Origin of the sequence: Paenibacillus sp. FSL L8-0333 (assembly GCF_037965665.1) — a bacterium.
Taxonomy (GTDB): Bacteria; Bacillota; Bacilli; order Paenibacillales; family Paenibacillaceae; genus Paenibacillus_AQ; species Paenibacillus_AQ odorifer.
Genome location: NZ_CP150186.1, coordinates 5,629,698 through 5,655,206 on the forward strand (window position 1 = coordinate 5,629,698; position 25,509 = coordinate 5,655,206).

23 protein-coding genes are annotated in these 25,509 nt (G+C 42.8%); 5 read left to right on the forward strand and 18 right to left on the reverse strand.

From position 1 onward, the window contains the following. Position 1: 1 nt before the first annotated feature. The 16 genes from NYE72_RS25100 to NYE72_RS25175 form a co-directional block, all read right to left on the reverse strand. Entirely contained in the window at positions 2-967 is a 966-nt protein-coding gene (locus NYE72_RS25100) for a sugar ABC transporter permease (protein ID WP_051491076.1), read from the reverse strand. After that, a complete protein-coding gene (locus tag NYE72_RS25105; RefSeq protein ID WP_339210682.1) occupies positions 964-3,894 on the reverse strand; it encodes an extracellular solute-binding protein in 2,931 nt (976 codons plus the stop codon). The genes NYE72_RS25100 and NYE72_RS25105 overlap by 4 nt, the downstream gene beginning before the upstream one ends. 167 nt (positions 3,895-4,061) lie before the next feature. Further along, positions 4,062-5,498, reverse strand: coding sequence for an extracellular solute-binding protein (locus NYE72_RS25110; protein WP_339210685.1), 1,437 nt, complete (start codon positions 5,496-5,498; stop codon positions 4,062-4,064). A gap of 75 nt (positions 5,499-5,573) precedes the next feature. Continuing rightward, complete coding sequence (locus NYE72_RS25115) at positions 5,574-8,153, reverse strand: alpha-L-arabinofuranosidase C-terminal domain-containing protein (RefSeq protein WP_339210687.1); 2,580 nt, start codon at positions 8,151-8,153, stop codon at positions 5,574-5,576. A 471-nt stretch (positions 8,154-8,624) separates the two neighbouring features. Further along, positions 8,625-9,377, reverse strand: coding sequence for an ABC transporter permease (locus NYE72_RS25120; RefSeq protein WP_081383954.1), 753 nt, complete (start codon positions 9,375-9,377; stop codon positions 8,625-8,627). Continuing rightward, positions 9,371-10,147 (reverse strand): ABC transporter ATP-binding protein, encoded by a 777-nt coding sequence (locus tag NYE72_RS25125; RefSeq protein ID WP_076103674.1) that lies wholly within the window; start codon positions 10,145-10,147, stop codon positions 9,371-9,373. Before NYE72_RS25125 ends, NYE72_RS25120 begins: the two co-directional genes overlap by 7 nt. Continuing rightward, the gene (locus NYE72_RS25130) at positions 10,128-11,120 is read right to left on the reverse strand and encodes an ABC transporter substrate-binding protein (protein WP_094902111.1); all 993 of its coding nucleotides are present in this window, start codon (positions 11,118-11,120) and stop codon (positions 10,128-10,130) included. Before NYE72_RS25130 ends, NYE72_RS25125 begins: the two co-directional genes overlap by 20 nt. Before the next feature lie 235 nt (positions 11,121-11,355). Beyond that, positions 11,356-11,829: a YhcH/YjgK/YiaL family protein gene (locus NYE72_RS25135; RefSeq protein ID WP_339210689.1), complete on the reverse strand. Its 474-nt coding sequence runs from the start codon at positions 11,827-11,829 to the stop codon at positions 11,356-11,358. Between the two features lie 30 nt (positions 11,830-11,859). Then, positions 11,860-12,714, reverse strand: a complete 855-nt coding sequence (locus tag NYE72_RS25140) for a MurR/RpiR family transcriptional regulator (RefSeq protein ID WP_051491079.1) — start codon at positions 12,712-12,714, stop codon at positions 11,860-11,862. A gap of 23 nt (positions 12,715-12,737) precedes the next feature. Continuing rightward, positions 12,738-13,616 carry an ROK family protein gene (locus tag NYE72_RS25145; RefSeq protein WP_076099487.1) on the reverse strand — a complete coding sequence of 293 codons (879 nt, stop codon included), beginning with the start codon at positions 13,614-13,616 and terminating at the stop codon, positions 12,738-12,740. A 23-nt stretch (positions 13,617-13,639) separates the two neighbouring features. Further along, positions 13,640-14,329: an N-acetylmannosamine-6-phosphate 2-epimerase gene (locus NYE72_RS25150; RefSeq protein WP_036679646.1), complete on the reverse strand. Its 690-nt coding sequence runs from the start codon at positions 14,327-14,329 to the stop codon at positions 13,640-13,642. A 24-nt stretch (positions 14,330-14,353) separates the two neighbouring features. After that, positions 14,354-15,196 (reverse strand): carbohydrate ABC transporter permease, encoded by an 843-nt coding sequence (locus NYE72_RS25155; protein ID WP_080742596.1) that lies wholly within the window; start codon positions 15,194-15,196, stop codon positions 14,354-14,356. Between the two features lie 13 nt (positions 15,197-15,209). Next, positions 15,210-16,085 carry a sugar ABC transporter permease gene (locus NYE72_RS25160; RefSeq protein WP_036679648.1) on the reverse strand — a complete coding sequence of 292 codons (876 nt, stop codon included), beginning with the start codon at positions 16,083-16,085 and terminating at the stop codon, positions 15,210-15,212. A gap of 84 nt (positions 16,086-16,169) precedes the next feature. Next, positions 16,170-17,576: an extracellular solute-binding protein gene (locus NYE72_RS25165; protein ID WP_094902113.1), complete on the reverse strand. Its 1,407-nt coding sequence runs from the start codon at positions 17,574-17,576 to the stop codon at positions 16,170-16,172. Positions 17,577-17,724: 148 nt separating this feature from the next. Further along, positions 17,725-18,366, reverse strand: coding sequence for an SGNH/GDSL hydrolase family protein (locus NYE72_RS25170; protein ID WP_076099498.1), 642 nt, complete (start codon positions 18,364-18,366; stop codon positions 17,725-17,727). Between the two features lie 4 nt (positions 18,367-18,370). Further along, positions 18,371-19,282: a dihydrodipicolinate synthase family protein gene (locus NYE72_RS25175; RefSeq protein WP_339210691.1), complete on the reverse strand. Its 912-nt coding sequence runs from the start codon at positions 19,280-19,282 to the stop codon at positions 18,371-18,373. Between the two features lie 506 nt (positions 19,283-19,788). On the opposite strand from NYE72_RS25175, the gene NYE72_RS25180 reads away from it, so the two are divergent. Then, complete coding sequence (locus NYE72_RS25180) at positions 19,789-19,974, forward strand: hypothetical protein (RefSeq protein ID WP_036679656.1); 186 nt, start codon at positions 19,789-19,791, stop codon at positions 19,972-19,974. Positions 19,975-20,175: 201 nt separating this feature from the next. Here the strand turns inward: NYE72_RS25180 and NYE72_RS25185 are convergent, their stop codons facing one another. Beyond that, positions 20,176-21,105 carry a phosphotransferase gene (locus NYE72_RS25185; protein ID WP_076146417.1) on the reverse strand — a complete coding sequence of 310 codons (930 nt, stop codon included), beginning with the start codon at positions 21,103-21,105 and terminating at the stop codon, positions 20,176-20,178. Positions 21,106-21,353: 248 nt separating this feature from the next. On the opposite strand from NYE72_RS25185, the gene NYE72_RS25190 reads away from it, so the two are divergent. The 4 genes from NYE72_RS25190 to NYE72_RS25205 all read left to right on the forward strand — a co-directional run bounded on the left by NYE72_RS25190 (position 21,354) and on the right by NYE72_RS25205 (position 25,231). Continuing rightward, the gene (locus NYE72_RS25190) at positions 21,354-22,565 is read left to right on the forward strand and encodes a sugar efflux transporter (RefSeq protein WP_052097297.1); all 1,212 of its coding nucleotides are present in this window, start codon (positions 21,354-21,356) and stop codon (positions 22,563-22,565) included. Positions 22,566-22,668: 103 nt separating this feature from the next. Further along, positions 22,669-23,217: a hypothetical protein gene (locus NYE72_RS25195; RefSeq protein WP_036679659.1), complete on the forward strand. Its 549-nt coding sequence runs from the start codon at positions 22,669-22,671 to the stop codon at positions 23,215-23,217. A 324-nt stretch (positions 23,218-23,541) separates the two neighbouring features. Beyond that, positions 23,542-24,075: a sigma-70 family RNA polymerase sigma factor gene (locus NYE72_RS25200; RefSeq protein WP_076212876.1), complete on the forward strand. Its 534-nt coding sequence runs from the start codon at positions 23,542-23,544 to the stop codon at positions 24,073-24,075. Next, positions 24,062-25,231 (forward strand): DUF4179 domain-containing protein, encoded by a 1,170-nt coding sequence (locus NYE72_RS25205; RefSeq protein WP_339210693.1) that lies wholly within the window; start codon positions 24,062-24,064, stop codon positions 25,229-25,231. Before NYE72_RS25200 ends, NYE72_RS25205 begins: the two co-directional genes overlap by 14 nt. A gap of 121 nt (positions 25,232-25,352) precedes the next feature. Here the strand turns inward: NYE72_RS25205 and NYE72_RS25210 are convergent, their stop codons facing one another. After that, a complete protein-coding gene (locus NYE72_RS25210; protein ID WP_339210695.1) occupies positions 25,353-25,487 on the reverse strand; it encodes a hypothetical protein in 135 nt (44 codons plus the stop codon). Positions 25,488-25,509 lie beyond the last annotated feature (22 nt).

The window sequence follows — 25,509 nt, forward strand, 5'->3', positions numbered from 1 at the left end:
CCTAATCCCTCCCCAGCACTTTGAAGATGAGACGGTTGAGCCCAAGCATCAAAGCGAACAGTAATACAGCAATCGCTGACGCATATCCCATCTCAAAGCGGATAAATGCGTAGTCGAACAGATGCGCCATAATCGTATGGCCTGCATAAAGGGGACTCGGAAATCCAACAAGCCGCATACTGACATCAAATACGGTAAGCGAACCGACCACCTGCATCACCGCACCGAATAACAGCTGCGGTTTGACGCATGGAATCGTAATGTACCAAAGCTCCTGCCAGCGGTACTTGACCCCATCAATTGAGCCAGCTTCATATAAATCGGTCGGTACATTTTGAAGTCCGGCCAGAAAAGCAAGGAAACCTACCCCCATACTCATCCATAAGGAAACTATGATGATCACCGGTACGATCGAATCTACATTTTGTAGAAATAAATAAGGTTCATTGATAATCCCCAGCTGAATGAGCCAGTGATTGAGCAACCCCTTGCGGTCGCCGGCGAACAAATACAACCAAACCACGGACATTGCTACTGCACTTGTAATCGATGGCACATAGTAGCATAGAGTATAGAAAAAGCGGAACTTCTGCGGAATCTGGCTAATCAGCCAGGCCAGCAAAAAGGCCATAATATAACCTATCGGACCTGTAATAATGGCAAATTTCAGCGTAATCCCAACAGCTTTAAGAAAGATATCATCGTCTACAAACAACAGCTTATAGTTAGAGAAGCCAATGAATCTCGGTGTCTCAATAATGTTGTAATAGCTGAAGCTTAGAACGACGGACATGATAATAGGAACAATAGTAAAAACGGTGAACAGAATCAGGAAAGGGGCCAAGAAATAATAGGAAACTTTATTTTTCTTGATATCTAACCAAAGCTGAGTCCATTTCCCGGGAGTTTTCGTCGGCTGCATCTGTACGGCTTCGTTCTGTACCGGTGTAATTATTTCACTACTCATTTCTGACCTCCTTCCTCTTTGGCGCTTGAAGTCTGGGAAGTTTCAATTCCGAACTCTTCGCGTTTCTTACTAAGCTCTTTATTGATTTCACGTACACCTTGCTCCATCGCCTCCCGCGGGAATTTACCGTTGAGCACAATTTCATTCCAGATGTTGGCGATATGCCGGGTCGTGTAATATCCTCCAAGCACCACTTCGCGCTCTTTAAACCACTCCCACTGTTCCATAATGGCGTCGATATCATCCTGCTGCCACGGCAGACGTTTGAGTGCTTCAACATTGGCTGTATTCCAACGAGCTTCAACACCCAGCAAAGACTCAAGCTCTGAGCCGAAGTTCTCCTGTGCATCCGCACTGGTCCACCATTTCAGGAACTCCCAAGATTCTTCTTTCATATCCGTATCCTTAAAAATAATTCCTGTCTGTGCAAGCCCGCCTGTAGAACGGTTAATCTGTCCATCTGCTTGTTCAATACCCGGCATTGGTTTCATGCCCCACCAGCCTGTCAATTCAGGTGCGGCAGTAGATAACAGAATGTATGTGGAATAATCAGCAACGCCGATTGGCATCTCTCCAGAACGGAAACGGTTATAGAAATCCGCTTGTTTCTGCAGCTTGTAGTTCGTAAAGAGTCCCGTCCACATTTTCATAGCTGTCAGTGCTTCTGGTGAATTCAGATCAGACAACATCCCATTATTCTTATAGAAATCCCCGCCATACTGGAATAAGAACGGCGCAAACTCATTAATTGCTAGACTTGGATTGTTCGGGGCATGTGGATAATAGAAGTCCATCCCGTTTTGTTGCAGCACAGGAATCAGTTCCATAACCTCTTGCCACGTATCCGGAATATCCTTCTCGCTAATGCCCAGCTGTGCCATAATATCTTTCCGGTAAAAGAGCATCGTGAAGTTCTGATTCTCCGGCAATGCGAAGTCTCCGTTATCATACTTATAAGGAATCAGTGCACCCGCTCTGAAACGTTCAGCAACCTCTTGATAATCTGAGAATTCATTCAGATTCACGAGTGAATTCCGCACCGCGAAGTCAATCGGCACTTCACCCTCAACCCCCAGTGCCACATCGGGAGCAAGTCCGGCAGTATTGGCTAATAACAGAATCTGCTTCTGATCCGCTGCAAGCGTAGGAATAATATTGACGTTCACCTTGATGCCCGTGTTTGGTGTAAAGTCCTCATCCACCATTTGCTTAATGATCTCCGCCCAATCACGTCCACGTGAGATCCAGACATCCAGCACCTTTTCATTTTTGTACGTATTTCCTATGCCGCTGTAATCCTTTGTAAAAGAACTAAAGAAGTCATACGTCATCGTCCCTACACGGGTATACCAAGGAGCCGCGTCTTTAGGCCATGGCTGATCTTCCGACTTCACTTCAATATAGTCCATTACAATACTCTGCTTCATTAATCCGTTGACCCATAAGCCAAGTGATGACTGCAGGTCCGTAAATTGCTGAAGACGACCTGGAATACTTGAGGTATCCTTCGCCATTTCAAGGAACCGGTCACGTGCTTCATAAAGCGTACTCAGCTCAGAGCTTCCATCAGCAACGCCAAAAGCATACATATCCTGCACAGCATCATCCAACGTCCGCGCCATCAAATGTAAACGTGGCACAAGATTAGGAATGTTCTGCTCCAGCTGCCAATCCCCGTTTGGATCAGGGTTCGTTCCCGTTACCTGCGTGATTTCACGTCCCAAAAGAGACATTTTATGTGTAGTGTTCAGCACAGCTTCAATCATTCCGCCAACGCCCGATACTTGAACTTCCATCCGCAACGTATGCTTACCTTGTTCTAGATAAAAGAAGTACTCTCCATCCTCATTCCCTAGCTTGTTTACTTGCCATTCCGCTTTGTAAGGGAATTTCAAGGCATTCAGCTCTTGGAACGGTACCTCGCCATCAATCATAATCCGGCGTTCCACCGGTATCCCGTTTAGGAACCACTGGCCGTAACGAATTGCGATATTGTAGAGCCCTGACTCAGGAATCTCGAAATCCCATTCCGCCCATTGTCCACCCGTACGCCACCCGACACCCCCAAAACTATTAAGCACAATAGCATCTTTGTTAAAAGGTTCGGTGAGTGGCTCCCGGTCCTCGATCCGCTTCAGCGTTGGATCTGAACGAAGGGAGGATTCTTCTGCCTGAATTTTGATCACTTGATTCTGAACAGGCTTGTAACCCTTATTCTCATACTCCTGCTTCACTTCCGCATAAGTCGGGAGCGGTTCTGGAGAAAATATTCTCAGTTCACTAAGTGCGGCCGGCTCTCGGATGGCTTCCAGCTTCACCGTATGCTCCCCTTTGGTCAGATAAAAGCGAAAGGGATCCGCAGTTCTGGCCTCGGCATCTCGAAACTCCCGATATTGCCAGCCTGTTACCTCTTCCCGCTTGGGATTAAATTCATTCCCTTGATTGTCCAGCCATGGCTCTGCACTTTCCTTCCACATCCGCTGGAATTCCATTTTTTTTACTTGAGAGAATAAATACTCCCCATCAATCTTTACGCTTCGAATGATCGAGGATCGTTTACCAGGAAGGGCATAATACTCCATCCCCATCTGATACAACCCATCTGCCGGAACCGTAAATGTATATTCCACCCAGCTATCCTCTGCTTTAAGCGCTAGTACCTTGCCGGGTTTTCCACCAAGATCCGTCATTACCTCTGTACCTTCAGAACTAATGGCCTTATAATCCGCCGAAGGAATAGCAAGCGTAAAATCCGATGAGTCCTTTGCTCCATCCTGTTGTTTTTCCTCGTAATAGCTTAAGTAAGAGGCTTCGAGTTTTGAATTCACACTATCGCTTTCTAAAATAGAGCTTTCATCAACATCCGCATAAACGGGGATGCCATCCATCGCTGAATTATCAAACCCTCGTGATTGATTCCACCACACTAGGGAGACTCCTAAAAGTACCAGTAACAACAAACTAATCTTATATTTTCGCAGTATGCGTAACACGCATCGGTCTCCTCCCATCTTTACGGGCCTCTCGGACTTAAGTGAATACAAGCAGGGCAGCTCTGGCAATTGCAGGCTGCCCCTCCTGTTATTAGATTTCCTTACGGCTGCATTCCCATTGCCTTTTTAAAGGCAGCAATTTCTTTGGAAGCTTGCTTCAAGACATCATCACCAATTTTTTGAATAGCCGTCTTGGAATCTGTGTTCTTAGCCAGTGCATCACCGATCGCGGCTATAAAGATTTCCCAGCCCTTGTTATCTACTGGTGTAAGGTGTTTGACTGGAATATCGTTGCTTAATTGCTCATATAGTTTAAATTCCTCTTGCCCACCCAGATATTCATTTTTAGTGTTTGCGTACCAATCAAGACTGGAAATATCCTTGTAACCCGGCTGAATGGAATGTTTTGTCCAAATTTTCCAAGCATTTTCACTTCTCATGCTCCACTGAATGTAAGCCCATGCCGCTTCTTTATTTTTGCTTTGCGAAGGGATAACAAAGCTTGATCCGCCCATTCCCACGTTAATTCCTATTGGCAACCGGGTTACCTTCCATTTTCCGGCAAGCTCAGGGAATGTTTCTTGAAGTCCGCGTGCTCCGAATGAACCCGATACGACACCAACCAAATCACCTTTTAGAACTAGCTGTTTACCTTCGTCTGAGCCATAACCGATATGAGGTGCCCAGCCCAGCTGTTGTCCACGTTTTGTAATATCAAGAACCTTCACCATTTTGTCCGTATTACGTGTCCAGTTCATATCCTTATCAAAGTAGCCGACTTCATCTCCTGCCCATACGATCGGGCCATCGCTCCACTCCATGAAATATTTACCGTTAGCTTTCAAAATTTGAGCCAGGTTCAAGAGATTCTCTTCATCTTGCATGTATTCGCCAAGCTCAGCAGGATCACTTGGCAATCCAAGCTCTTCAAAAATGTCTGCACGGTAGTAATAAACCCCCGGTGTCATATCCCAAGGCATACCAAGCAGCTGTGAGCTGTCTGGTGTCATCCAACGCTCCCAGTTATATGGAACAACCAGATCTTTATATTTTCCAGCGTTATAAGGCTCTTCCAAAAGATTCTCCAGCACATTGCCCGCCATATAGCGATTCAACTGGTACATTTCTACTTCTGCTACGTCCGGTGCCCCGCTACCTGCGGCGATTGTCGTTTGCAGCTTGTCATGCAGGTCGCCAAAGGGCATAACTACCGTCTTCAACTTGATTCCAGGATATTCAGCCATAAATGCAGCGCCGACTTCCTCGAACACTTTTTCATTAAAGGCCCAAACGGTAACCTCACCTTGAATATCTTTGCTTGGCAGGTCGTTGGCAGGATCTACTGCTTCCGTGCCCTCAGTAGCTGTTGCATTGGTTGGTTCACTAGCATTATTAGTTTTTTCAGTGTTCTTTTTACCGTTGTTAGATGCATTTTTATTCGTCGTTGAGCTTCCAGCGCTGCTACAGGCTGACAGAATAAGCACAAAAACCATTAACATACATACGACTAAACTGCTCGTTTTTCTTTTCGAACTCATAACCTAACCTCCCTCTTAAATTGAACAAATAAATGCTTGTTTATAGTGAAGGAGTGAACCTCCCTCCGTGACCGGCTATTTCCCCCCTTCCTTTAGTCTTAACACGGTCACGGAATATTTCGGGAATTCAAACTCCAGACTACCTTTGTCTACACTTACCTTTTGAGTTACAGGTGCCACCTTGTCAGGTTCAGCGAAGCTATTCTCAGCATTTAAATCGTCCGACTGAAGTACGGTAGCTGTTCCTTCCAGGCTTGATGTGGCAAGTCCGGTAAAAGAAACATCCGTGCGCTGAGCAGTGTCACCCGCATTAACGACTTTAACGATCAACTCACCTGTGGCAAGATCACGGCTCGCAGTTTGGAACAGCGGCCCTGCTGGACTTTCATCGTTCACCTCTTGTATAAGCTCATCGTCGAGATAGAGCCGGATATTAGCACCTGATAATTCAATGCGGATATCGTACAATTTCCCAGTCTCAATCCTTACAGGAACCGTTCTTCCGATGACTGCTCTTGTTCCACCTACTGATTTTTCAATCGCGCTCTGCGTATTTCCCCAGCCGCCAAGATTCCACCAATAGAAGTTACCTTCATCTTTAGAGCCGAACATAATGAGCATGCCTTCTGCTCCGCCAGTCTTTTTCGCCTTAAGAGAAAGTGTATAATCACTCCATGAAGTCTCACCGGCAACTGCACGAATATCAATATCATTAGAAGTCTGCTTAAAAGTACCCTTGGATTGTTCCCAGTCCCCATTGTTTAGAGTCCAGGCTCCGGAATCCTTCTTGAAATGATCTTCAAAAAGAACGTCATCACCTTTCGCTACTCGTACATCGCTGTACTCTACCTGGGTGGCCCAAGTCCCCAAACCAATTCCACCTTGAATGGATTGCTTACCGGAGGTTTCTTCTTGACCTAGAGCCACAAGTGAGGTTGGAAGAACTACATCCCCCTTATTACTTCCGAACATCTGCTGCACATGATAAGAAGGTGTTCCGTAGCTAGTCGATGAATCAAACACAATAGCGTCCGGGTTCCAAGTACGATCCTTCGTATTCACAAACAACGGGGCATAAGAGGACATTTTCACGATATCAGAATTCCGTTCCATGCCCATCATAAAAGCCGCCTCGCCGATTGCAGCGTTCAGATTGCCTTCTCCAGCGCCCTTGGTCACCGCATACTCACCAACATAAATCTCAGGACCACTGCGGTCATAAGTATCGTATCTGTTCGAGTTGCTGAGGAACCATTCAGAGGTTTCATAGTAATGCTCATCAACCATTTCGATAGGCTCCCCTTCAACTGCCGCATTGGCAATGAGATGAATCTCTGGATACTTCTCTTTAATTGCCTTATAAAACAAGCCATAACGCTTAATATATTCACTCATCTGGAAATTGTTTTCGTTACCAATCTCTACATATTTCATATTAAAAGGCTCCGGATGACCATTGGCGGCTCTTTGTGCCCCCCATTTGCTAGTAACCGGTCCGTTGGCATATTCAATGGCGTCCAGCGCATCTTGTATCCATGGCTGAATTTCACTGACTGGAACGGTATTCTGCTTGGCTATAGGATCTCCGTTATGTGAAATCCCGATATAAGCTACATATAATGGTTCCGCTTTCAGATCTTCGGCCCATTGCAGATATTCGTGAAAGCCCAGCCCATCTGAGGAGCGGTAATCCCAATATCCCTTATGACCGGGACGCGTTTCAATCGGACCAATGGTGTTCTTCCATTGATAAGCATCAGTTGGCGTTTTCCCTTCCACAAAACATCCCCCCGGAAAACGAACGAATGCGGGTTTCATCGCAGCTACCTTTTCAGCCAAATCGATGCGAAGCCCATTCTCCCTGTTGTTCCAAGTCTCAGGAAACAAAGACACCATATCGAGATAAACAGTCCCTACATTGGCAGCAGAGATTACAATTCGTGCGTTTGCTACAGTACCTGTAGAAGTCAGTGTGTATGTATATGGATGCCATCCTTCTTTTAACTTATCAACGGTCTGTTCTGCATATAGCTCTTTGCCATCCGGGCTTTCTAACGTTATACGCAGTGGCATAATGTTCCCTGGCTCTGGCCGCGCATAGAAAGACAACTTGTAACTGGCATCCTTCGTCAAAGCGATCCCCCAGTAACCGTTATTCACAGCAGATACCGAACCGCCCTCGGCAGCAGATGATACTGTTAAAGCCATTGCCTGGGTCTGAGCATCGTTCAAAAGCTTAGTGCCGGTCAGAGCAAGCTTCCCTTTACTGCCTCCTTCTTCATGAATCCACCAATTGAACAATGTGACCGAACTATCCTCAAAGGAACGATTGGAAATCAGCTCTGCATATAGCCCTCCATCTCCCGCATGATTAATCTCTTCGAAAAAGGCTCCGTACAACATCGGGCTGATCTTAGCTCCCGGATTTTCCGTATCCACGGTCAACGTATACGCGGGTCCACTACTTGTATTAGCTGCTGTCGCCGGTGGAACAGTTTCCTTTCCAGCTTCACCCGTTGCTTCTACGGCAGATTCCTTAGACTGAGACAGTGGCGCGGGGTTTTCTCCCTTAGAAGCCCAATAATACGTCAGACCGCCAACTACAATCACGAAAATCAGCACCGTAAGCCATAGTTTTCGTCCATATTTATTCAAAGATATTTACCCCCAACTTTTTATTAGCATTTTCATTTTCTTATGAAGCGAACAAATCCTTCCATTCGTAAAAACTTAAAATCATTCCGTAAAATCTAAATGAATCCGTTTCCATTGATAAAATACCATACTAAAATCTGGTTGTAAATAAATTAAACTAAACCTTTTTATACTTTTATGAATATAATTTCCAATAGATTTGCAAGAAATCAAGAGATTTATTAGTTTTTTTAAAATAAATTCCCTCTTTTCATCTCACCATCTTTATATTCCTCTAAAATAAACGGGGGTTTACAGCTATAAGTAAGTTTATTTTTCATTTTTTCCTCCATTTATTTTACTGTTTTATTTTTCCATTCAAATAATAATGAAATTAAAATTAATTTTATTCTCACCAAAAAATCATATAAAAAAAGCTCCCCTTTGCCTAAACTCGGGCAAAGGAAAGCTATAGTTATATCTCAACTAAATTTAATTCCGCCACTTCATAAACTTGTAATCAAGAAAATCAACAAGCAAGAAGAGAATAAAACCGACCAAACTGAACAACATAATTCCCGCATACATCTCCGGATAATCTAATCTTAACCACGCATCCATGATGAAAAAGCCCATGCCGTGCTCTGTTCCATAAATCTCCGTAAAAAACAGTACAGATATCGCTGTCCCTAGCGAAATACGAATCGTACTCAGAATCACTGACAATGCACCCGGCAGTGTCACATGCCAGAACTTCTGCACAGCGCTGGCACCTATACTAGTTAAGACATCATAGGTATTGTCCGGAATAGCCTTAACCCCATCCCTTACAGAGATGATGATCTGAAACAATAGAATCAGCATGATCATTAGGATTTTGGACGTTTCCCCAAGCCCGAAGAACAGCATCACTACTGGAAGCAGGGCAATTTTGGGAACCGGATAGGTCAAGTAAACCACAGGGTCCAGCAGTTTGTTCCAGGTCAACGAACGTCCCATTAGAAGACCTATGAGCAGTCCAATAATTAACGCCAGCACCACACCCGCAAAAATTCTGAACAAGCTATACCCCACATTTATAGCAATATCCTGCGCCCCTAACTGAAACATCGCTTTATATACAGCAAAGGGACTTGGCAAAATCGAATGATTCATAAGTAAAAATGCGATATACCAGACTACATTCATACAGACAAATACAAATAGAAGCCTTACTAGATGATGAAGTCGACGTTTGTTTACCATATCTCCTGCATCACCTTTCTAATCCGCTTAGTCTGCTCAAAGAAATCTACACTGTCCCGCTTATCCTCATGCTTCATATGAAACACCAACTGATTATCAATAATCTCAGGTGTAGTTTCTTTGTTGGAAGGCATGACAATAATCTTTTGCCCCAGCAGAATCGCTTCTTCCACATCATGAGTGACAAATAACGTAGTCGTAGGGTTAGCCAGCCAGTTATCTAAAAAGAGGACCTGCAGCGTTTCCCTTGTTATCGCATCGAGTGCAGAGAATGGCTCGTCCAGCAACAGAATAGTAGGCAAAATGGCAAAAGCTCTGGCAATCGCCACTCTTTGCTGCTGGCCTCCACTAAGGGATAAGGGATAACGTTCTGCTAAATCAGAGATCCCCATCGACGAAATCCACTGCTTAATCTGCGTCTCCCGTTCTTGCTTGGATGAACTTGCCGTATGCGTAATCTTCATCGCTATCTGAATATTATCATGTACAGTCTTCCAAGGAAGAAGCCCGTAGTTCTGCGGCACCAGCCCGATTAACGTTTCTTTCTCATGCACAGATTTCTCATTAAAAAGAATGTGTCCCTGATAGCTAGGCAGCAAGCCCGCAATCGCCCGTAATAAAGTTGATTTCCCGCTGCCGGAGGGTCCGATAATGGTGTAAATCCCGTGCTCCGGCAAAGTTAAATCTACCTGACCCAAGGCCAATTGTCCGCTCTTATATTCTACTTTCAGATCCTTTATAACGAGTCCTTTATTTCTTGAATTGGACATCAGAAATCACATCTTCGGCCGAGATATTTTTGCTGAGCAAACCTTTTTCCCGTGCCCAAGCAAATGCGGCCTCTACTTCCTTCACATCCACTTGATAAGCTGGTACATAATCTGGTACCTTGATTTCATCTTTTAATGTTTCCGGATATCCTACTTCTTTGATTACAAGATCGATATATTCGGATTGCTCATGGGATTTCATATAAGCTACTGCTTCATCATATGCAGCATACATACTACGGATAGCCTCTGCTTTGGCATCAATTGCAGTTTGCGGGAAAGCTAAAACGAACGGATTTACTCCCGCAGTTAGCGTTGAGCTCAGTACACGCAACCCTGAGGTTTTGCCCATAGTTACAAAAGGTTCCGGCAAAATAGCCGCATCCGCCTTATTATTCTTAAGCAATTCTAAACGGGTCGGAATCTGTGGAACCTCTGTGACTGTAATATCATCTTCGGTCAGGCCCGCTTGTTTCAGCATCATTGCCACTGTATATTGTGTGGAGGTATTTTTGGACAAAATCACGGTTTTACCCTTCAAATCCTTCACATCCTGGATGGATTCATTTCCAGTCAGCAAATCAAACTCTCCAAAAGTTGTACTGGCGATCTTCACATCCAGTCCAGCCTCATTGTAAATGGAGATCGCAACCAGGTCAGCGCTTAGACCATCCAGCTTGCCTGCTTGAAAAGCTACATCCCGATCTTTGGCGCTTTTAAATGTTTGGATATCCAGCTCCACACCGTGGTTTTTATCGAAACCTTGTTCATGTGCGATGATAAAAGGAATAGCATCAATCGAGGGCAATAAACCTAGCGACAAGGAGGTAACTTCTTTTGCAGCCTCTGGAGCAGCTCCCTCTGACGATTCTGTATTTGTATTATTTTTCGAACCACAACCGACTGCAAGTGCAGCGATGACAACAACCATCATAGATAACAACAACATTCTCTTTAGACCTTTATTCTTCATTTAACTCTCCTGCCTCCATTATTCTTTCTATAGTGTAATTCTCTGTAATATTCTTTGCTCACTCATAAATGTGCATGCAAAAAAATCCTTAAGCTCTACAAAAAAAGCTTTAGGCATGTTAAGTTTACCACCAATCTTTATATTTTGTATATTTATAAATTTAGATATAAGTAAATAGAAGCGACGCAAAAAAGCTGACAGCGGAATGGTTCCGCTACCAGCCTCAATTTCAATGTTATGGAGTTAGTAGATTTGTGTGGATTTTAATGACAGCTTTTTTAATCTGCTGCCCCGGTTGACCCATACCCGGTCTGTGAACATCATGAGGGAAAAAGACCGCGAACATGCCAGGCTTCAAAGATAACAATATTTCATCTGCTGATGGGGGATAAAGCGCATATTCTCCTTCGGCATCGTAAAGCTTAATGGGTTCGATCCCTTCTTGCAGGGTTGCCCAGCCAATCGTTTCTTCACCTTCGATCAGATAATGCACATCAATATAGGCCTCATGCTTCTCTGCGACTTGTTCCTCCAGCGATTTTGCCTCAAGAGCCATAATCGAAGCATACATTTCGTTCCCGCGAATTTCGATTCGTCCAAGATCAGGATCATGTTGTAAGATTACTTTCAATTCCTCGATAGCCTCAACAATGACAGGATTCTCATACTTGATATGCTCTTCCCAAGATGACAAAGAACCTAAGATCATAGCTTTCCATTCCCCTCACATCTTAATGTACTAAACCAGTTTCTCACTGACTGCTGAAGCTGTTGTTTCTTTATTAATTATGGATTGCTCACTAGTCTTCTTGAAATATTCTACATATAAAATATCAAGCAGATAGAGCTGCGATATCTTTGCAGATAATGAACCCCCTTGCAGCGGTCCTTCATTAGCACCACATAGCAGGGTCAGATCGGAGTACGAGGTTAGCGGTGACTTTTCAAACCTAGTAATGGATATTACTTTGGCTCCTCTTTCCTTTGCTTTTCTCGCAACCTCAATGCTATCCTTGGTCGAGCCGGAATAAGAAATCACAACTGCGACATCCCGGTTAGACATCAGTGCTGCCGACATCATCTGCAGATGTGAATCCATTAAACATTCCGTTTTGTTCGTAATGCGCATAAATTTAATTTTGGCTTCCATAGCTGTGACTAGAGAAGAGCCCACACCGAAAAATAATACACGTTCTGCATTAATCAAATACTCAATAGCCTCACTGATCTTCTGTATATCAATTAAATTATAGGTCTCGTTGAGTGCACTTACATTCGTGGTCAGCACTTTAGAAGCAACAGCTTCAATCGTATCATCCATCAGAATTTGATCGGTAAGCTGCGGGATCTCATTCTCCACAGTGATGCTATGTGCCAATGCGATCTTGAACTCTTGATACCCTTTATAACTTAAAGATTTGCAAAATCGAAATATACTTGATTCCCCAACATCACATGCATCTGCAAGATCAGTAATCGACATGTAGACTACACTTCTCGTGTTCTCCAGTACGTAGTCCGCTACCTTCTTCTCCGTATTCGTCAAATTATTGTATTTAGAATGAATTGAAGAAAAAATACTGATTGTCCGCAAAAAAGCCCCTCCTTTTCAATAAATTAATGTACGAATAAGGAGGAAGCTCCCAGCAGACCTGCCTTATTCCCTAATGAGGCTTTAACAATTCTCACTCCCGCAAAGCTTTCCATAAGCAAAGACTTCGTTCGTTCTTCTACCCTTCGAACCAAATCTTCTTGTTCCATTACGCCGCCACCAATAATAATCGCGGATGGATTGAAGATATGCGTGATAGAAGCTAAACCAACAGCCACTTCAGTAATCCATAGATCTAAAATACGTTCAAGCTGCTCATTTCCGCTCTGTATTTTATCAAATAAGGCTTTTCCATCCGTGCATTCGGGATCTGCCAGTTGAGCCATCTTGACTAAAGCTGTGGTTGAAGCGTGTTTTTCATAATATGGCAGTCCTTCTACTCCGGATGTGGCCGACAATGGGTGAGTAAAGATATGGCCAAATTCAGCCGCTACCCCATTAGCCCCTTTGTAGATTTGGCGATTAATGACGATTGCACCGCCAATGCCTGTGCCAAAGGTTAGACATAAGAAATTGTTAAAGCTCTGAGCAGCTCCATAATAAGCTTCGCCTAATGCAGCTGAATTCACATCGTTCTCTACCATAACAGGTTTATGAAAATGATGGGTGACAATATCCTTAATTTTCATTCCAGTATATCTAGGTATATTTTCGTTAGCATAGACAATAAATCCTTCTTCTGCATTAACTTGGCCCGCGGTGCTTATGGCAATGGCATCAAAATGATCGTATTCTGCAATCTTTTCCAGCATTCTTGAGATTACATGAGGTCCCCCCAAGTAGCTTTCTGTTGCATACTCCTTGAAGTCATGTACATTCCCCTGTTTATCGCATATACACATCTTGGTATTGGTACCGCCAACATCTACGGCTACAATCCTCATTTCCATCTACCCTCTCTGGCGTTCTACTGAATAGCGTTCACAAACCGTTTCGTAATCTCCATCGGTCTCGTGATCGCAGAGCCAACCACTGCTGAATACACACCTAAATCAAACATGGTCTTTAATTCTTCAGGAGTGGAAACCCCACCTTCAGCTATAACGGGAACAGAGAAGTTGTTGACGATTTGTTGAACCAATTCAAAATCTGGCAAGTTGCGCCCTTTAGTAGCCTCTGTATAACCGCTCAAGGTAGTTCCAATCAGATCAAATCCCAGCTCAACAGCCTTCGCAGCTTCCGCAAATGTAGAACAATCCGCCATAAACAGTTGATCTTTGTAAGTCTCTTTTAAAAGTGGAAAAAGTTCAGAAATGGTAGATCCATCCGGGCGAATACGGTCTGTAGCATCCATAGCAATGATATCTACCCCTTCGCGGTACAGCTCATCGACTTCCTTTTGAGTGGGTGTAATAAAGACTTCAGAGCCTTCATACACCTTTTTGATTATCCCAATGATCGGCAGATTCACTTGCTTTTTGATTTCTTGAATATCCGCTACGCTGTTTGCCCGAATTCCAGAAGCCCCGCCTAAGTAAGCAGCATAAGCCATTCTCCCCATAATAAACGGGCTATGCAGCGGTTCTTCTGGTAAGGCTTGACTGGAGACGACTAATTTATGTTTTATTTTTTTAAGTACATTATTTTCAGTATTCATCAGTAACCCACTCCACATTTTTATTTATTCTTTAACTGCTCCTGCCGTAATCCCATTGGTGAAGAACCGTTGGAATAACATGAACACTAGCAACATCGGAATTGCAGCGATGGTAGCTCCGGCCATTTTATAAGCGAAATTAGGATTCAAATCCTGCATTAAGGTCGCAGTACCAACCATTAATGTTTTCATTTTGTTCTCTTGGCCTATAACCAGCTGCCACAAGTAATCATTCCAGACTTGCACGAAATTCAGAATAAATAAGGCTCCAATACCAGGTTTGACAATAGGCAGCATGATGCGTGTGAAGATTCTCCATTCATTTGCACCATCTATTCTCCCGGCTTCTCTTAAGGCATTAGGGGTTAAATCGAAGAATCCCTTTAATAGGAACACTCCAAATGCACCCGCCACGTTCGGCCAAATCATACCGTTATAACTATTTACCATTCCAAATTGTTGGGTGATCCGGAATAAGGGTACAATCATAATTTCTTTAGGAATCATCAAGCTTGATATAAAGATAATGAAGATTATATTTTTACCTTTAAAATTAATCTTTGAGAATGCATAGGCGGCCATAGAGCCTACAACAATAACCAAAATAGTAGAAACACCTGATACATAAATACTATTAAACGTCCATCTTAAAGCCGGCTGGTTCTGAAATACATCCACATAGTTGGAGAATGTAATCGATTTGGGCCACCAGTCTGGAGGCATCTTCACAACATCCGAGCTGTTCTTGAGTGAACTTGTGAATAACCAATATAGTGGAAAAAGATTAAGGAGTGCGAAGAGGATAATGATCACATTCGATATCACATCAAACTTCTCTCTCTTTTTCTTGTTTTTAATCTTCGACATGTTGTATTCCCCCTCACTTCACCTTAATCATGCTTCGTAGCTGTGGCACAGACAATATCAATGTAATCACGAACATGATAACCCCTACCGCAGAAGCCACGCCGAGTTGGTTATATTTAAAGGCATTATTATAAAGGTAGTACATCAGTGTTACGGAGGAATTGTTCGGTCCGCCACCGGTCAGTAACTGAATGACTACAAAGATTTTTAATACGGCAATAATATTGATAATCGTAATATAAGTTGTTGTAGGTCCTACCGAAGGAATCAGGATCTTTGATATCACTTGCCATCTGCTAGCACCGTCGATTTCGGCTGCTTCAAAAAGCTCTTTCGAGACACCAATCATTGCAGCTATATACAGAATAATTGCCTGGCCCACGTTAGTTGCGAAGGTTACAAATATCACGACTGGCAGAACCGTCTTTGGATTTCCCAGCAGATTAATCGTCCCTAGCCCCATATCTTTATATAGATAAGAGATAAGTCCGTTAGCCGGATTCAGCAAAAAGCTCCAGACCATACTCATAACCACCATGGACACCATTACCGGGATATAATAACTTCCTCTAATAAAGGAAACGTACTTAGCATTCTTATCAAATACCGCAGAGGCTACGAACAATGCAAACCCCACTGTAAGTAGAACGATAAATATTACGAACACAACGGTGTTGATGGTAGCCTTAAAAAATACCGGATCATTAAACAATGTGGTGTAATTGGCAAAACCCACAAATTTCTCACTGTCATAATTAATCTGGTATAGACTCAGCCGCATCCCTTCTAAGATCGGATAGACAAGAAAGGCTAAGAATACTATCATCTGAGGTAAAATAAACAGATAACCTGTAATATTCTCTTTTAGGTAATTACTACGTAGTTTCATATCGTTTACCTTTCTAATTAACAGCCCCAGAGTCTCTTCAGACCCTAAAGGCTGTCAATCGTGTATTGTTTATCTGGTCTTAGATTATTGGAAAATTACAGAGCCAGCTTTATTGGTCTCAATCACCTTGTTGCCACTTGCCTGATAATCTTGCACAAACTGTTCCGGTGTCTTAGCTCCCATGTAAAGTGCTTGTAGCTCTGGATATAAAACCTCTCTTAATTGGCTGTATCCTGGAACGTTGCCTGTGAAGTTGAACAAATATTTAGAGTTGGCATCGTAAGCTGCAAACAGTGGATTCTCCGCTTTAAGTGCTTCGGCTACAGAACTTCTTACAGGAATACCATTCTTAGAGGATTTAACTAACTCAGGATCGCTTGAGAAGAACTTCACGAAATCTTTAGCTACTTCAGTCTTCTTAGCATCTTTGGACTTGAATACACTAGCGCCTACTACATAAGTAAAGGATAGAGGATCTCCGCTTTCCGACGGAATATTAGCAAGTCTCATATCAAATTTCGCCGCCGTACCATCCGCCATATTAGCTTTCGTACCATTAAACAGAATCGGGTTAGTGAAACTGATCGCTAATTGCTGATTTTGGAACATAGCATTGGCATCATTAGAAGAAACAGATTCTGCTCCTGGATTTGTATATCCGCCGTCATATAGGTTTTTCAGCCAAGTTGCAGCTTTAACTCCGTTCTCATCGTTCAGGACAATGTTGCCTTGATCATCAAAGAACTTATTGCCGAACATTCTCATATAGGCAAGGTTCCATGTATCGCCCTGATTATTTACAGCGAATAATGCCATTGGATATGCATTCGAATACTTATCCTTCGGCAGATTGTTTTTCAGACCCTCAAGAATTTGTTGATATTCATCCAAGTTCCAAGTTTTGATTTCGGATTCTTCACCCACAAACTTTTCTAAGCCTGCTGCTTTAAACATATCCGCGTTGTAAACCAAGGTGCCTGGGTTGTGCTGGAATGGATAGAAATAAATATCTTCTCCGAACGTTACAGCGTCCCAGTAGTTTTGAGCAATATCGCTTTTCGCGTCTTCATCAATGATGTCGGTCAAAGGAACCAATGCTCCACGGTGAACGTAATCCCCCATCGGGAATACACTCTCAAAGAACACATCTGGAGGTGTTCCTCCGCTTAAGTTAACGTTAAGCAATTGATCGCGCTGATCTCCAGCAATGACCTCTATTTGAATATCCGCATCATATTTATCATATTGTGCTTTGAATTTCTCAGCGGCGTGCTTTAGGAAGCTATCATAGTCCGCGCCTGCCTCCGTGGCATCCACAACACCCTTCCACTGTGGAGTCAGCCATACTCTGATCCCCACTTTTTCCTTCCCAGATGCAGAAGAATTATCGGATGTATTAGAGCTAGCAGCATTGTTACCTGAGCAACCTGAAATTAAAGAAATAATCACCATTAGCACAACCATTGTCGAGAGTAAACGTTTTTTCTTCATTTATAAACCTCCCTAAAAGTTTTGTGAGCATTATCTTCTGTGAATCGCTTCGTACAAAACTCGCTTCGAAAGCATACGCTTAAAGTTTTGTGAGCATTTTCTTCTCTGAATCACTTCGTACGAAACTCGCTTCGAAAGCATAGAACCCTTAATTTAAAATCCGTCTGGCATGGTATTGCACCAAATCGGCCATGTTGCGATGTCCTCGCGGATCAAGATGCATATAATCAATTTCATTCATCGATACATGATCTCTGGAGTCTATAAAGTGGATACCAGTTTCCGTTAGTAACGCTGCAAGATGCTCAGCGAGCTCCATAGACTTCTCACTACATCCGCTACCCATTGGTTTGCCAATAGGGGTATGAATATACTCTGCTCCAATCGGAGGGGGCGCGATTACTAGAACCTCTGGAGCCTTCCCCTCGGGTCCTGCACCGCTATCTTTAGCTTTAAGAGCCAACCTAACAATACCTTGTGCGATGTTATAAGAAGTTAGTCCAAACCTTTCTTTTGTATCATTGGTCCCAAGCATGATCACAACCAAGTCTAATGGCGAATGTGACATCAGGCAGGGATAGATATAGGAGATTCCAGAAAGTCCTTCAAATAGAGGGTCCTCACTGACACTTGTTCTGCCGGGAAGCCCTTCTTCGATCATTCGGTAGGCGTCACCCAATTCTGTATGAAGAATTCCCGTCCAACGAATATCATCCTTAAATCTGCGGTCTGTCTCTGCGTCGTAGCCCCAAGTATTAGAATCGCCAAAGCATACGATGGATTTCTTCATTATCTTAACCGCAATATCTTTCAATAGCTTGATCAATCAATTTCATAATGTCTGCGATCGGACCAGCATCCTCAGCGGCTACTGCCTCAAGCGGTGCTCTTACGCTGCCAATGCTTACGCCTCTTAATTTTAGAATCTCTTTTATACCGGCATACATGGCACCTTTGAGCGAACAAAGGGCGATGATAATATCGTTGATATCGCTTTGGATTTGTCCAGCTTCTTCGAACTTACCAGCCTTAACAAATTCATTTGCTTGCAGGAACAGCTCAGGCATAACCGCATAGGTTCCACCGATTCCCGCATCCGCTCCCATGATTCTTCCCGCAACATATTGTTCATCCGGTCCATTAAATACCACTACATCTTTTCCACCCACTCTTTTGAATCTTTCAATATCCATAGTCGGCATGGAGGAGTTCTTCACACCAATCACCTTTTTGTTCGCAAGCAGCTTCTCGAATAGGGAAGGAGTCAGTGTATATCCAGTAGTCTGAGGAATGTTGTAGATAATGAAGCTAAGAGGGGTTGCCTCCATAATCTCGCTCCAATATTTATAGACTGCACTATCAGGTAATTTAAAATATATAGGCGGGATTGCGGATAATGCATCATACCCTAAGGTTGCAGCATGTTTCGCTAACTCAATACTATCTCTAGTGGAAGGGGCACCCACGTGGGCAATCAATGTCATTTTACCTTTCAGGTTACTAGCTACGTAGCTTAGTACCGCTTTGCGTTCGTCGAGACTCTGGTAAATACATTCTCCTGAGCTGCCTCCCACATATACACCTTGAACTCCTTTTTCAAATAAGTAATCACATAAAGCATGCGTCCGGGATTCCGAAATATTTCCTTGATCGTCATAGCAGGCATAAAAGGCAGGTATAATTCCGTGGAACTTTGTGAGTGTCATTGTTAATCCCCCTTAAGTTGTGAGCGGTTTCTTTTCTACATAAACAAAATATCATTATATTTTGGTTTTGTAAATTATTTTCTCTATTTTTAGAAAAATAAAATTTATTTCCACCAATCTTATTTATGATTAGCACAATAATGGTTTTCAGTGCAACTCGCAGCTAATAATCATTTATTTTTCCATATTCATTAGAAAATAATCCTGTAAATATTCCACCCTAAATTTATTTCTTCAGGGTAGTATTTGTTGGATATACGGATGTAAAAAAATTTAAAAAGTGGTACTAATGAGTATCCTTTCAGCTTCACTAAAAATGTCTCCTACAGGGAGACACTTCTCTCCAGATGAAGCACAAAACCTAAATAACACACAATGTTCACTGAATAATCTGTGTTTTTCAGACGGACACACCTTTTAAAAAATGGAGTTTAGGATTATAATGAAAGCGTAAACAAAGAACTACAAAATCTATTTTGTTTCTTCGCCAAAGGAGGCTGGAGGAAATGCTAGCAGGACTTAAGGAACTTAAAAATTGGGTGACAGAAAACTGGAATCCAACATTGAATACAGGTAATGAGGACTACCGGAAAATGGAGTACTCCGTGGAGCGTCATCTGCACACTCCGCAATCTCCGAAACCACTTAGCTATGAAGAAGAGGCTCGCATCAAGACCGTTAAATTTCATTAACTAACCCTTTCAGATAAAGATTGATTCATAACGAAGACATCAGACCGCCAGATCCGGAAGCAATTCCAGTGGATGCGGTCTTTTATTATGCCTTGTAGTTGTATAACGAAAAAACCTCCCCCACCCTAAAGGGTGAAGAAGGCTAATAGGTTACTTTCGAGGACATGGCAGTAGGTTATCAATCCAAACGCCTTGTTTAGTTCATCCTTCGATAAACCTCAGCGCGCGTTCCGATTGATAATCAGCTAGGCCTTGGGCGAATTGTTGGTCAGGAAATCCTCTATGCAGCAGCTTTAATCCACCTGAAGTTAAGGAGACATGATGGTGGAATTGATAAAATAACAGCCTATCATGATCCAGAGCATCGTTCTTTAAGTACCGATAGAAATCCCCAAATCTCATCTGTAAAAAACTATGCTCATGCTCAATGTCATAGTACATTGCCCCTTCAATATCTATCAGAAAGGGCTCCAGTTTATCATTAACCATAACATGGTCAGGTCCCAGCTCCCCGTGAATAAACCCATATTGCTGTCTGGGTTGAATTTTTGATTCAAGCTCGTACAACTTATCGAGCAGTTTGCTTTGATTAGACCTGATCTTCTCAATATGTTGGGAGGCATAGGCTAGCTGCACTTTCGCATTTTCCATTTGTAATAAATGACATTCGCTCATGCTGCTCTCGTTAGCATTTGCTTTCCCAAAAACATGCCTCTCGTTGGTATGCATAGCAGTAAGCATTTCCCCCACACGCTGAAAAACTTTATCTTGAACACGTGAATCGGGATGATAAAAATAGGTTTCTGCCATTCTTCCATCTATATATTCAACTAGAGCATAATCGAAAGAGTAACGATCTCTTTCCTTATTCAGATCATAAAGAGCAGGGGTCTGAACTCCATGTTGTGTTAAGTACCTGTTATTTAATTCGAATAAATGACTTCCATAGGATTGTTCATTTATATCTTCATTTGCTTTTTCTTCTTTAAAATAATTCATCGAAAGATCCCACACATACAAAACGCAGGAAAATCCATTACTGCACTCAATCTTGTAGACCACCTTTTGTGCACCGCCATGCATGCGCGAAACACGAGCAACGAAATAGCTGCTGCCAAAAACCCTACTAATATAATCCTGTAAGTCAGCCTTATCGAGATGACAAGTAACGTCCATTAACAACACTCCATTTATTAGGTTTTGCCGGCTTCACAATAGTAAATAAAATCCAGCCGAAAGTATAGACTTATTCTTTCCGATCAATTATGATGTTGAATAAGGTCTTGAAAAAAACAAGCATACAAAAAGCCGTTGGAATCAATTTCAACGGCTTTTTTTTATGAAATATCTAAACAAATATAGAGGAGTACTTTCACAACATGTTCAAACGACTAACTGCACTATTTTCGATTCCCTCTTATGGCTTACTCTTTTTATGCATGTTACTGCAGGGGATGGGGATTTCACTCAGCGCACCCTTTTTATCCATTTATTTTACGGAACAGCTTGGAGTATCTGTCGGGCTGTTTGGTGTTTTTCTGGCCACCACGTTAATTGCCGGAATATGGATCAGTACACTAATCGGGAGACGCTCTGACCTTGGCTTAAATCGAAGAAACATTTACCTTGTCTCCACGCTCTGTAATGCCCTTGCTTATAGCGGATACTTGCTCATTGGGGATTTTACGATCTTATTCATTTACATGATTGTGTTCACCGCACTCGGTGCACCAGGGATGCCTCAATTGTTCGCCATAGCTAGAGAAGCAGTGAATAAGAGCGATTTTACGGATACTGCGTTTGCAAATTCTACCTTGCGTTCTGCTTTCTCTCTCGGCTTTATTACAGGTCCTTTAATCGGTACTCTGCTAATTGCTGCTGTTGGGTTTAAGGGGATTTTCTCGGGCACCATTGGAGTATTCCTGCTGGTTGCCTTACTTATTTCACTATTCCTGAAATCAAATACAGAAGTGAAAAGCAGTACTGCAGAAGTAAAAGTAAAAAGTTTCCGGTTGGGTCAGAACCGTAATGTTCTGCTTCCTTTTCTGATTATGATACTCATGTATGTAGCCCACTGGACGAGTAGCATCAATACTGCCCTCTTTATCACCAACAATCTAGGGGGAACAACAAGCGATGTCGGTTTAGTCAGCAGTATTTGTGCTGCGCTGGAAATTCCTTTTATGATCATGCTGGGACTACTCAGTGCGAAATACAGTAACCGAATCCTGATGATGTGCGGAGCCATTTTCGGAGGAGCTTATTATCTCGTTGTCATTACTTCAGGCGCGATGTGGCAAATGCTTGCAGCCCAAATTTTGCTTGCCTTTTTTGTTGCCGTTATTTCAGCGATTGGCATTAGCTACATTCAGGATCTGCTTCCAAACATGCCTGGGTATGCATCCACGCTCTACTCTAATTCATCCACGATCGGCAGACTGATTGGCAGTCTTGTTGGCGGGTTATTAGCTAGTGTTGTTGGGTACCGGTATTCATTTGTGCTCTGTTTCATACTCGTCATTATTTCTACAATCATGCTTGCGGTAAGCGGACGTTACTCTGTAGATGATCCACAAAAACTAGCGATTTAATCTAGCGGTTTAATCCGCTTTTTCGGGCTTCATTCAGCCCTTAAAATTTCTCCATATCTTCTCGCGACTTACTAACATATCCTCAAAAAAAGGTGGGGGTTAGATGTTAAAAACTATTGCAAGAATGGTCATGTTGATGTCTTTAATCTTTCTGGCAGCATGTGGAGGGGACGTTAAACCAATCGAGGAGCCGAGCATAGGAGCAAATACGCCAACCCAAAGTTCAGCGATTAGTACGCAGAAGCCGCAAAACACAGAACCTAAGCAGCCAAATGAAGCCAGCTTTAAAGCAGAATTGTCGATAAATCTGAAATCATATTCAGATCAATTGACAGAAAATGATCTTCCCGCACTTGAAGTGCTGGAAAAAAACCTAACTGCTTTGGTTGAGCATGACCACACACTTTATCAATCCGGGTTCGTAAACAAAAAACTAGCAGATGCTATGGAGCCTTATTATGACGAACATTATCAGTACAAATTCACAGACATCGAAAGCATCGATTCCATGTTACCCAACGAACATCAGGTGAATATAACGGTAATCGGACAACGCTTGGATATGGCAGCAAAGACAGTTGAAAATGTAAAAATGCTATACGCTATTCGGCCAAACGATCAAGGGGAATGGGTCATTTATATTATTGATTGATTGACTGACTGACTAGCTTATGAAAAATCGTCGTCCGATTCCTGACAGGGAATTTGAACGGCGATTTTTTTGTGAAAAAAACCAATTTCTCACCTTGCTAGCTCAGTTACACATTAATCGTTCGGAAGAGCACCGTGAAATGCCTTCCCATTATGCGAAGGATACCCTGCTACTAGCTACAGACAGCAAAAGTAATCTTCATCCTTTGCGAGATGCGGAGAATGGAATCATGTTTGTGGTAACCTTCTAGCTATCTACCCGATCTAATATTTAAGTAACGTTACGAACATCCTAAGACTTCTAGTCAAGAAAGCAGGTAAATCTTTGCATATAGATCCTATTGTCGTCAAAGCCAAAGCTGGGGACCCTGAAGCATTCGTGAAGTTGATGCAGGAGATAGAGTTACCTTTATACAGAACTGCAAGGTCCATCGTCAACAAAGAAGAAGATTGTGCAGATGCCCTGCAGGAGACGATGCTAAAAGCCTTTAAGAACATCCATACACTCAGAGAGCCCGCTTTTTTCAAAACGTGGATCTTCCGGATTCTGATTAATGAATGCAATAAAATGCTCAAAAACAACGCAAGAGCCCTCCCTTATGGAGAGCTTCCCGAAGTCCCTTCCACTTCCAAGGATTATGAGAAAATCGAATTATGGGATGCCGTTCAACATCTTGAGGAGAACCTCCGGATTGTCATTCACCTTCATTACCTACAGGACATGCCGATCCGTCAAATTTCCGACATTCTCGAAATTTCTACGGTTGCCGTGAAGACCCGGCTGCATCGCGCCCGCAAAAAGCTAAAGCATTCATCTCAATTCAATCAAGAAATGGAGTTGCGACATGGTAAACACTAAGTTAGAAGAACAATTAAAGAACTGCCAAAGCTTACTTCCCGATCAGTTATCGGATATTGCCCGCTCCAAGCTGAATGAGACTTACCAAATCATCAGGGAGACCGATAATTCTATTTCCCCCATTCAGAGAAAGATAGATGTATCAAGAACTTTTAATAAATGGTGGGTTTCCACTGCAGCCGCTGCAATCCTGGGAGTTACACTCCTTGCTTCCGGCTTTGTATCGCCCGCAATGGCTGATGCACTCAAGCAAATTCCGGTTCTGGGACAAATCTATTCATTATGGGGCGAAAAAAACTTAGATCCCGGTGTTCAACAAGCCGAGGATTTCATCACAAACGTAAACCAAAGCGTGACCCATGGCGATGTGACGATGAATATCCCAACATTGTTATTTGACGGAACCCGAATTCTTATGAACCTAACCACTCCTGGAAACCGTCTGGCTTCGGAGCCCAATTCGCCGCCTTCCGATGCCAATAAAGGGGCGGTGGATAAGTTTGAGGTTCTCTATAAAGGCCAACCTCTGCTCTGGAGTTACGAACACATGGATGGTGAGACTGCTTCCAGCATAATGGTTCAGGTTTTGAACACTTATTATGAGCCGAGCACAACAACACAGACTGTCCAGTTCCCTGATCAGTTTGACTTGACTGTAAATATAACGTTAAAGGGTTACGATGTCCCGTTCGAATTCGTTCTGCCTGTTACCACATCAACGCCTGTTACCGCCCTAACTTCAGAGGAGACCAAGCATCACGATAACATTAACTTGCAGATCAGTAAGGTAGAAATCACCCCAATCACAACACAGGTATCCATTGAGTACAAAACCAAACCGGGCCAGAGCGTAAAAGAAATGCTCGCTTCTATCCCTTCGAAATATAAGGGTGCTAACGGGGGCGTCATCGCTCTTCAATTTGACATTGTGGATGAACGTGGCGTTCAACTGAAGCCTGTCGGTGCTCACCCCGTAAGCGAATCTTATAATGTTCATTTTGAACCCTTCAAGACTATACCGAGTACCGTAACCATCAAACCGTACTTAGTCGTTTCCGAAGGTCAAGCCCCAGCTGGGACTAAAGGACTGTGGGAAGACAACAATATGGTCAAGGAATATATCCCTGAGTTGGAGACTGTACTTTCGGTCCAATAGTTCATTTGTAAAAGGGACCTTATTTTCTAGGATGAAAAGGGAATGCAAAACTACAAAAGACGAAGCCATAATAGGCTTCGTCTTTTATTTAGATGACTTCAGGTAGGTTCAATCCAATAAGTTATTCTGATGAAGCCAGCTTCGATAATTTGTCGGCGATATCTTCAGCTTGTAACAAGGAGGAGTATGAATCTGCTGCAAAATATTTTTCCATATCAATCTCAATAATTCGATTGTTTTTGACCGCATCCAACATCTTCCATGTTTTGTCAAATGAT

Coding starts and splice junctions, on each gene's coding strand:
- NYE72_RS25145 (WP_076099487.1), bottom strand. CDS start 13,616: ATGAGGATTGTAGCCGTAGATGTTGGCGGTACCAATACCAAGATGTGT.
- NYE72_RS25205 (WP_339210693.1), top strand. CDS start 24,062: ATGGTAAACACTAAGTTAGAAGAACAATTAAAGAACTGCCAAAGCTTA.
- NYE72_RS25175 (WP_339210691.1), bottom strand. CDS start 19,282: ATGACACTCACAAAGTTCCACGGAATTATACCTGCCTTTTATGCCTGC.
- NYE72_RS25165 (WP_094902113.1), bottom strand. CDS start 17,576: ATGAAGAAAAAACGTTTACTCTCGACAATGGTTGTGCTAATGGTGATT.
- NYE72_RS25160 (WP_036679648.1), bottom strand. CDS start 16,085: ATGAAACTACGTAGTAATTACCTAAAAGAGAATATTACAGGTTATCTG.
- NYE72_RS25110 (WP_339210685.1), bottom strand. CDS start 5,498: ATGAGTTCGAAAAGAAAAACGAGCAGTTTAGTCGTATGTATGTTAATG.
- NYE72_RS25155 (WP_080742596.1), bottom strand. CDS start 15,196: ATGTCGAAGATTAAAAACAAGAAAAAGAGAGAGAAGTTTGATGTGATA.
- NYE72_RS25130 (WP_094902111.1), bottom strand. CDS start 11,120: ATGAAGAATAAAGGTCTAAAGAGAATGTTGTTGTTATCTATGATGGTT.
- NYE72_RS25180 (WP_036679656.1), top strand. CDS start 19,789: ATGCTAGCAGGACTTAAGGAACTTAAAAATTGGGTGACAGAAAACTGG.
- NYE72_RS25195 (WP_036679659.1), top strand. CDS start 22,669: ATGTTAAAAACTATTGCAAGAATGGTCATGTTGATGTCTTTAATCTTT.
- NYE72_RS25150 (WP_036679646.1), bottom strand. CDS start 14,329: ATGAATACTGAAAATAATGTACTTAAAAAAATAAAACATAAATTAGTC.
- NYE72_RS25120 (WP_081383954.1), bottom strand. CDS start 9,377: ATGGTAAACAAACGTCGACTTCATCATCTAGTAAGGCTTCTATTTGTA.
- NYE72_RS25100 (WP_051491076.1), bottom strand. CDS start 967: ATGAGTAGTGAAATAATTACACCGGTACAGAACGAAGCCGTACAGATG.
- NYE72_RS25190 (WP_052097297.1), top strand. CDS start 21,354: ATGTTCAAACGACTAACTGCACTATTTTCGATTCCCTCTTATGGCTTA.
- NYE72_RS25170 (WP_076099498.1), bottom strand. CDS start 18,366: ATGAAGAAATCCATCGTATGCTTTGGCGATTCTAATACTTGGGGCTAC.
- NYE72_RS25125 (WP_076103674.1), bottom strand. CDS start 10,147: ATGTCCAATTCAAGAAATAAAGGACTCGTTATAAAGGATCTGAAAGTA.
- NYE72_RS25210 (WP_339210695.1), bottom strand. CDS start 25,487: ATGTTGGATGCGGTCAAAAACAATCGAATTATTGAGATTGATATGGAA.
- NYE72_RS25135 (WP_339210689.1), bottom strand. CDS start 11,829: ATGATCTTAGGTTCTTTGTCATCTTGGGAAGAGCATATCAAGTATGAG.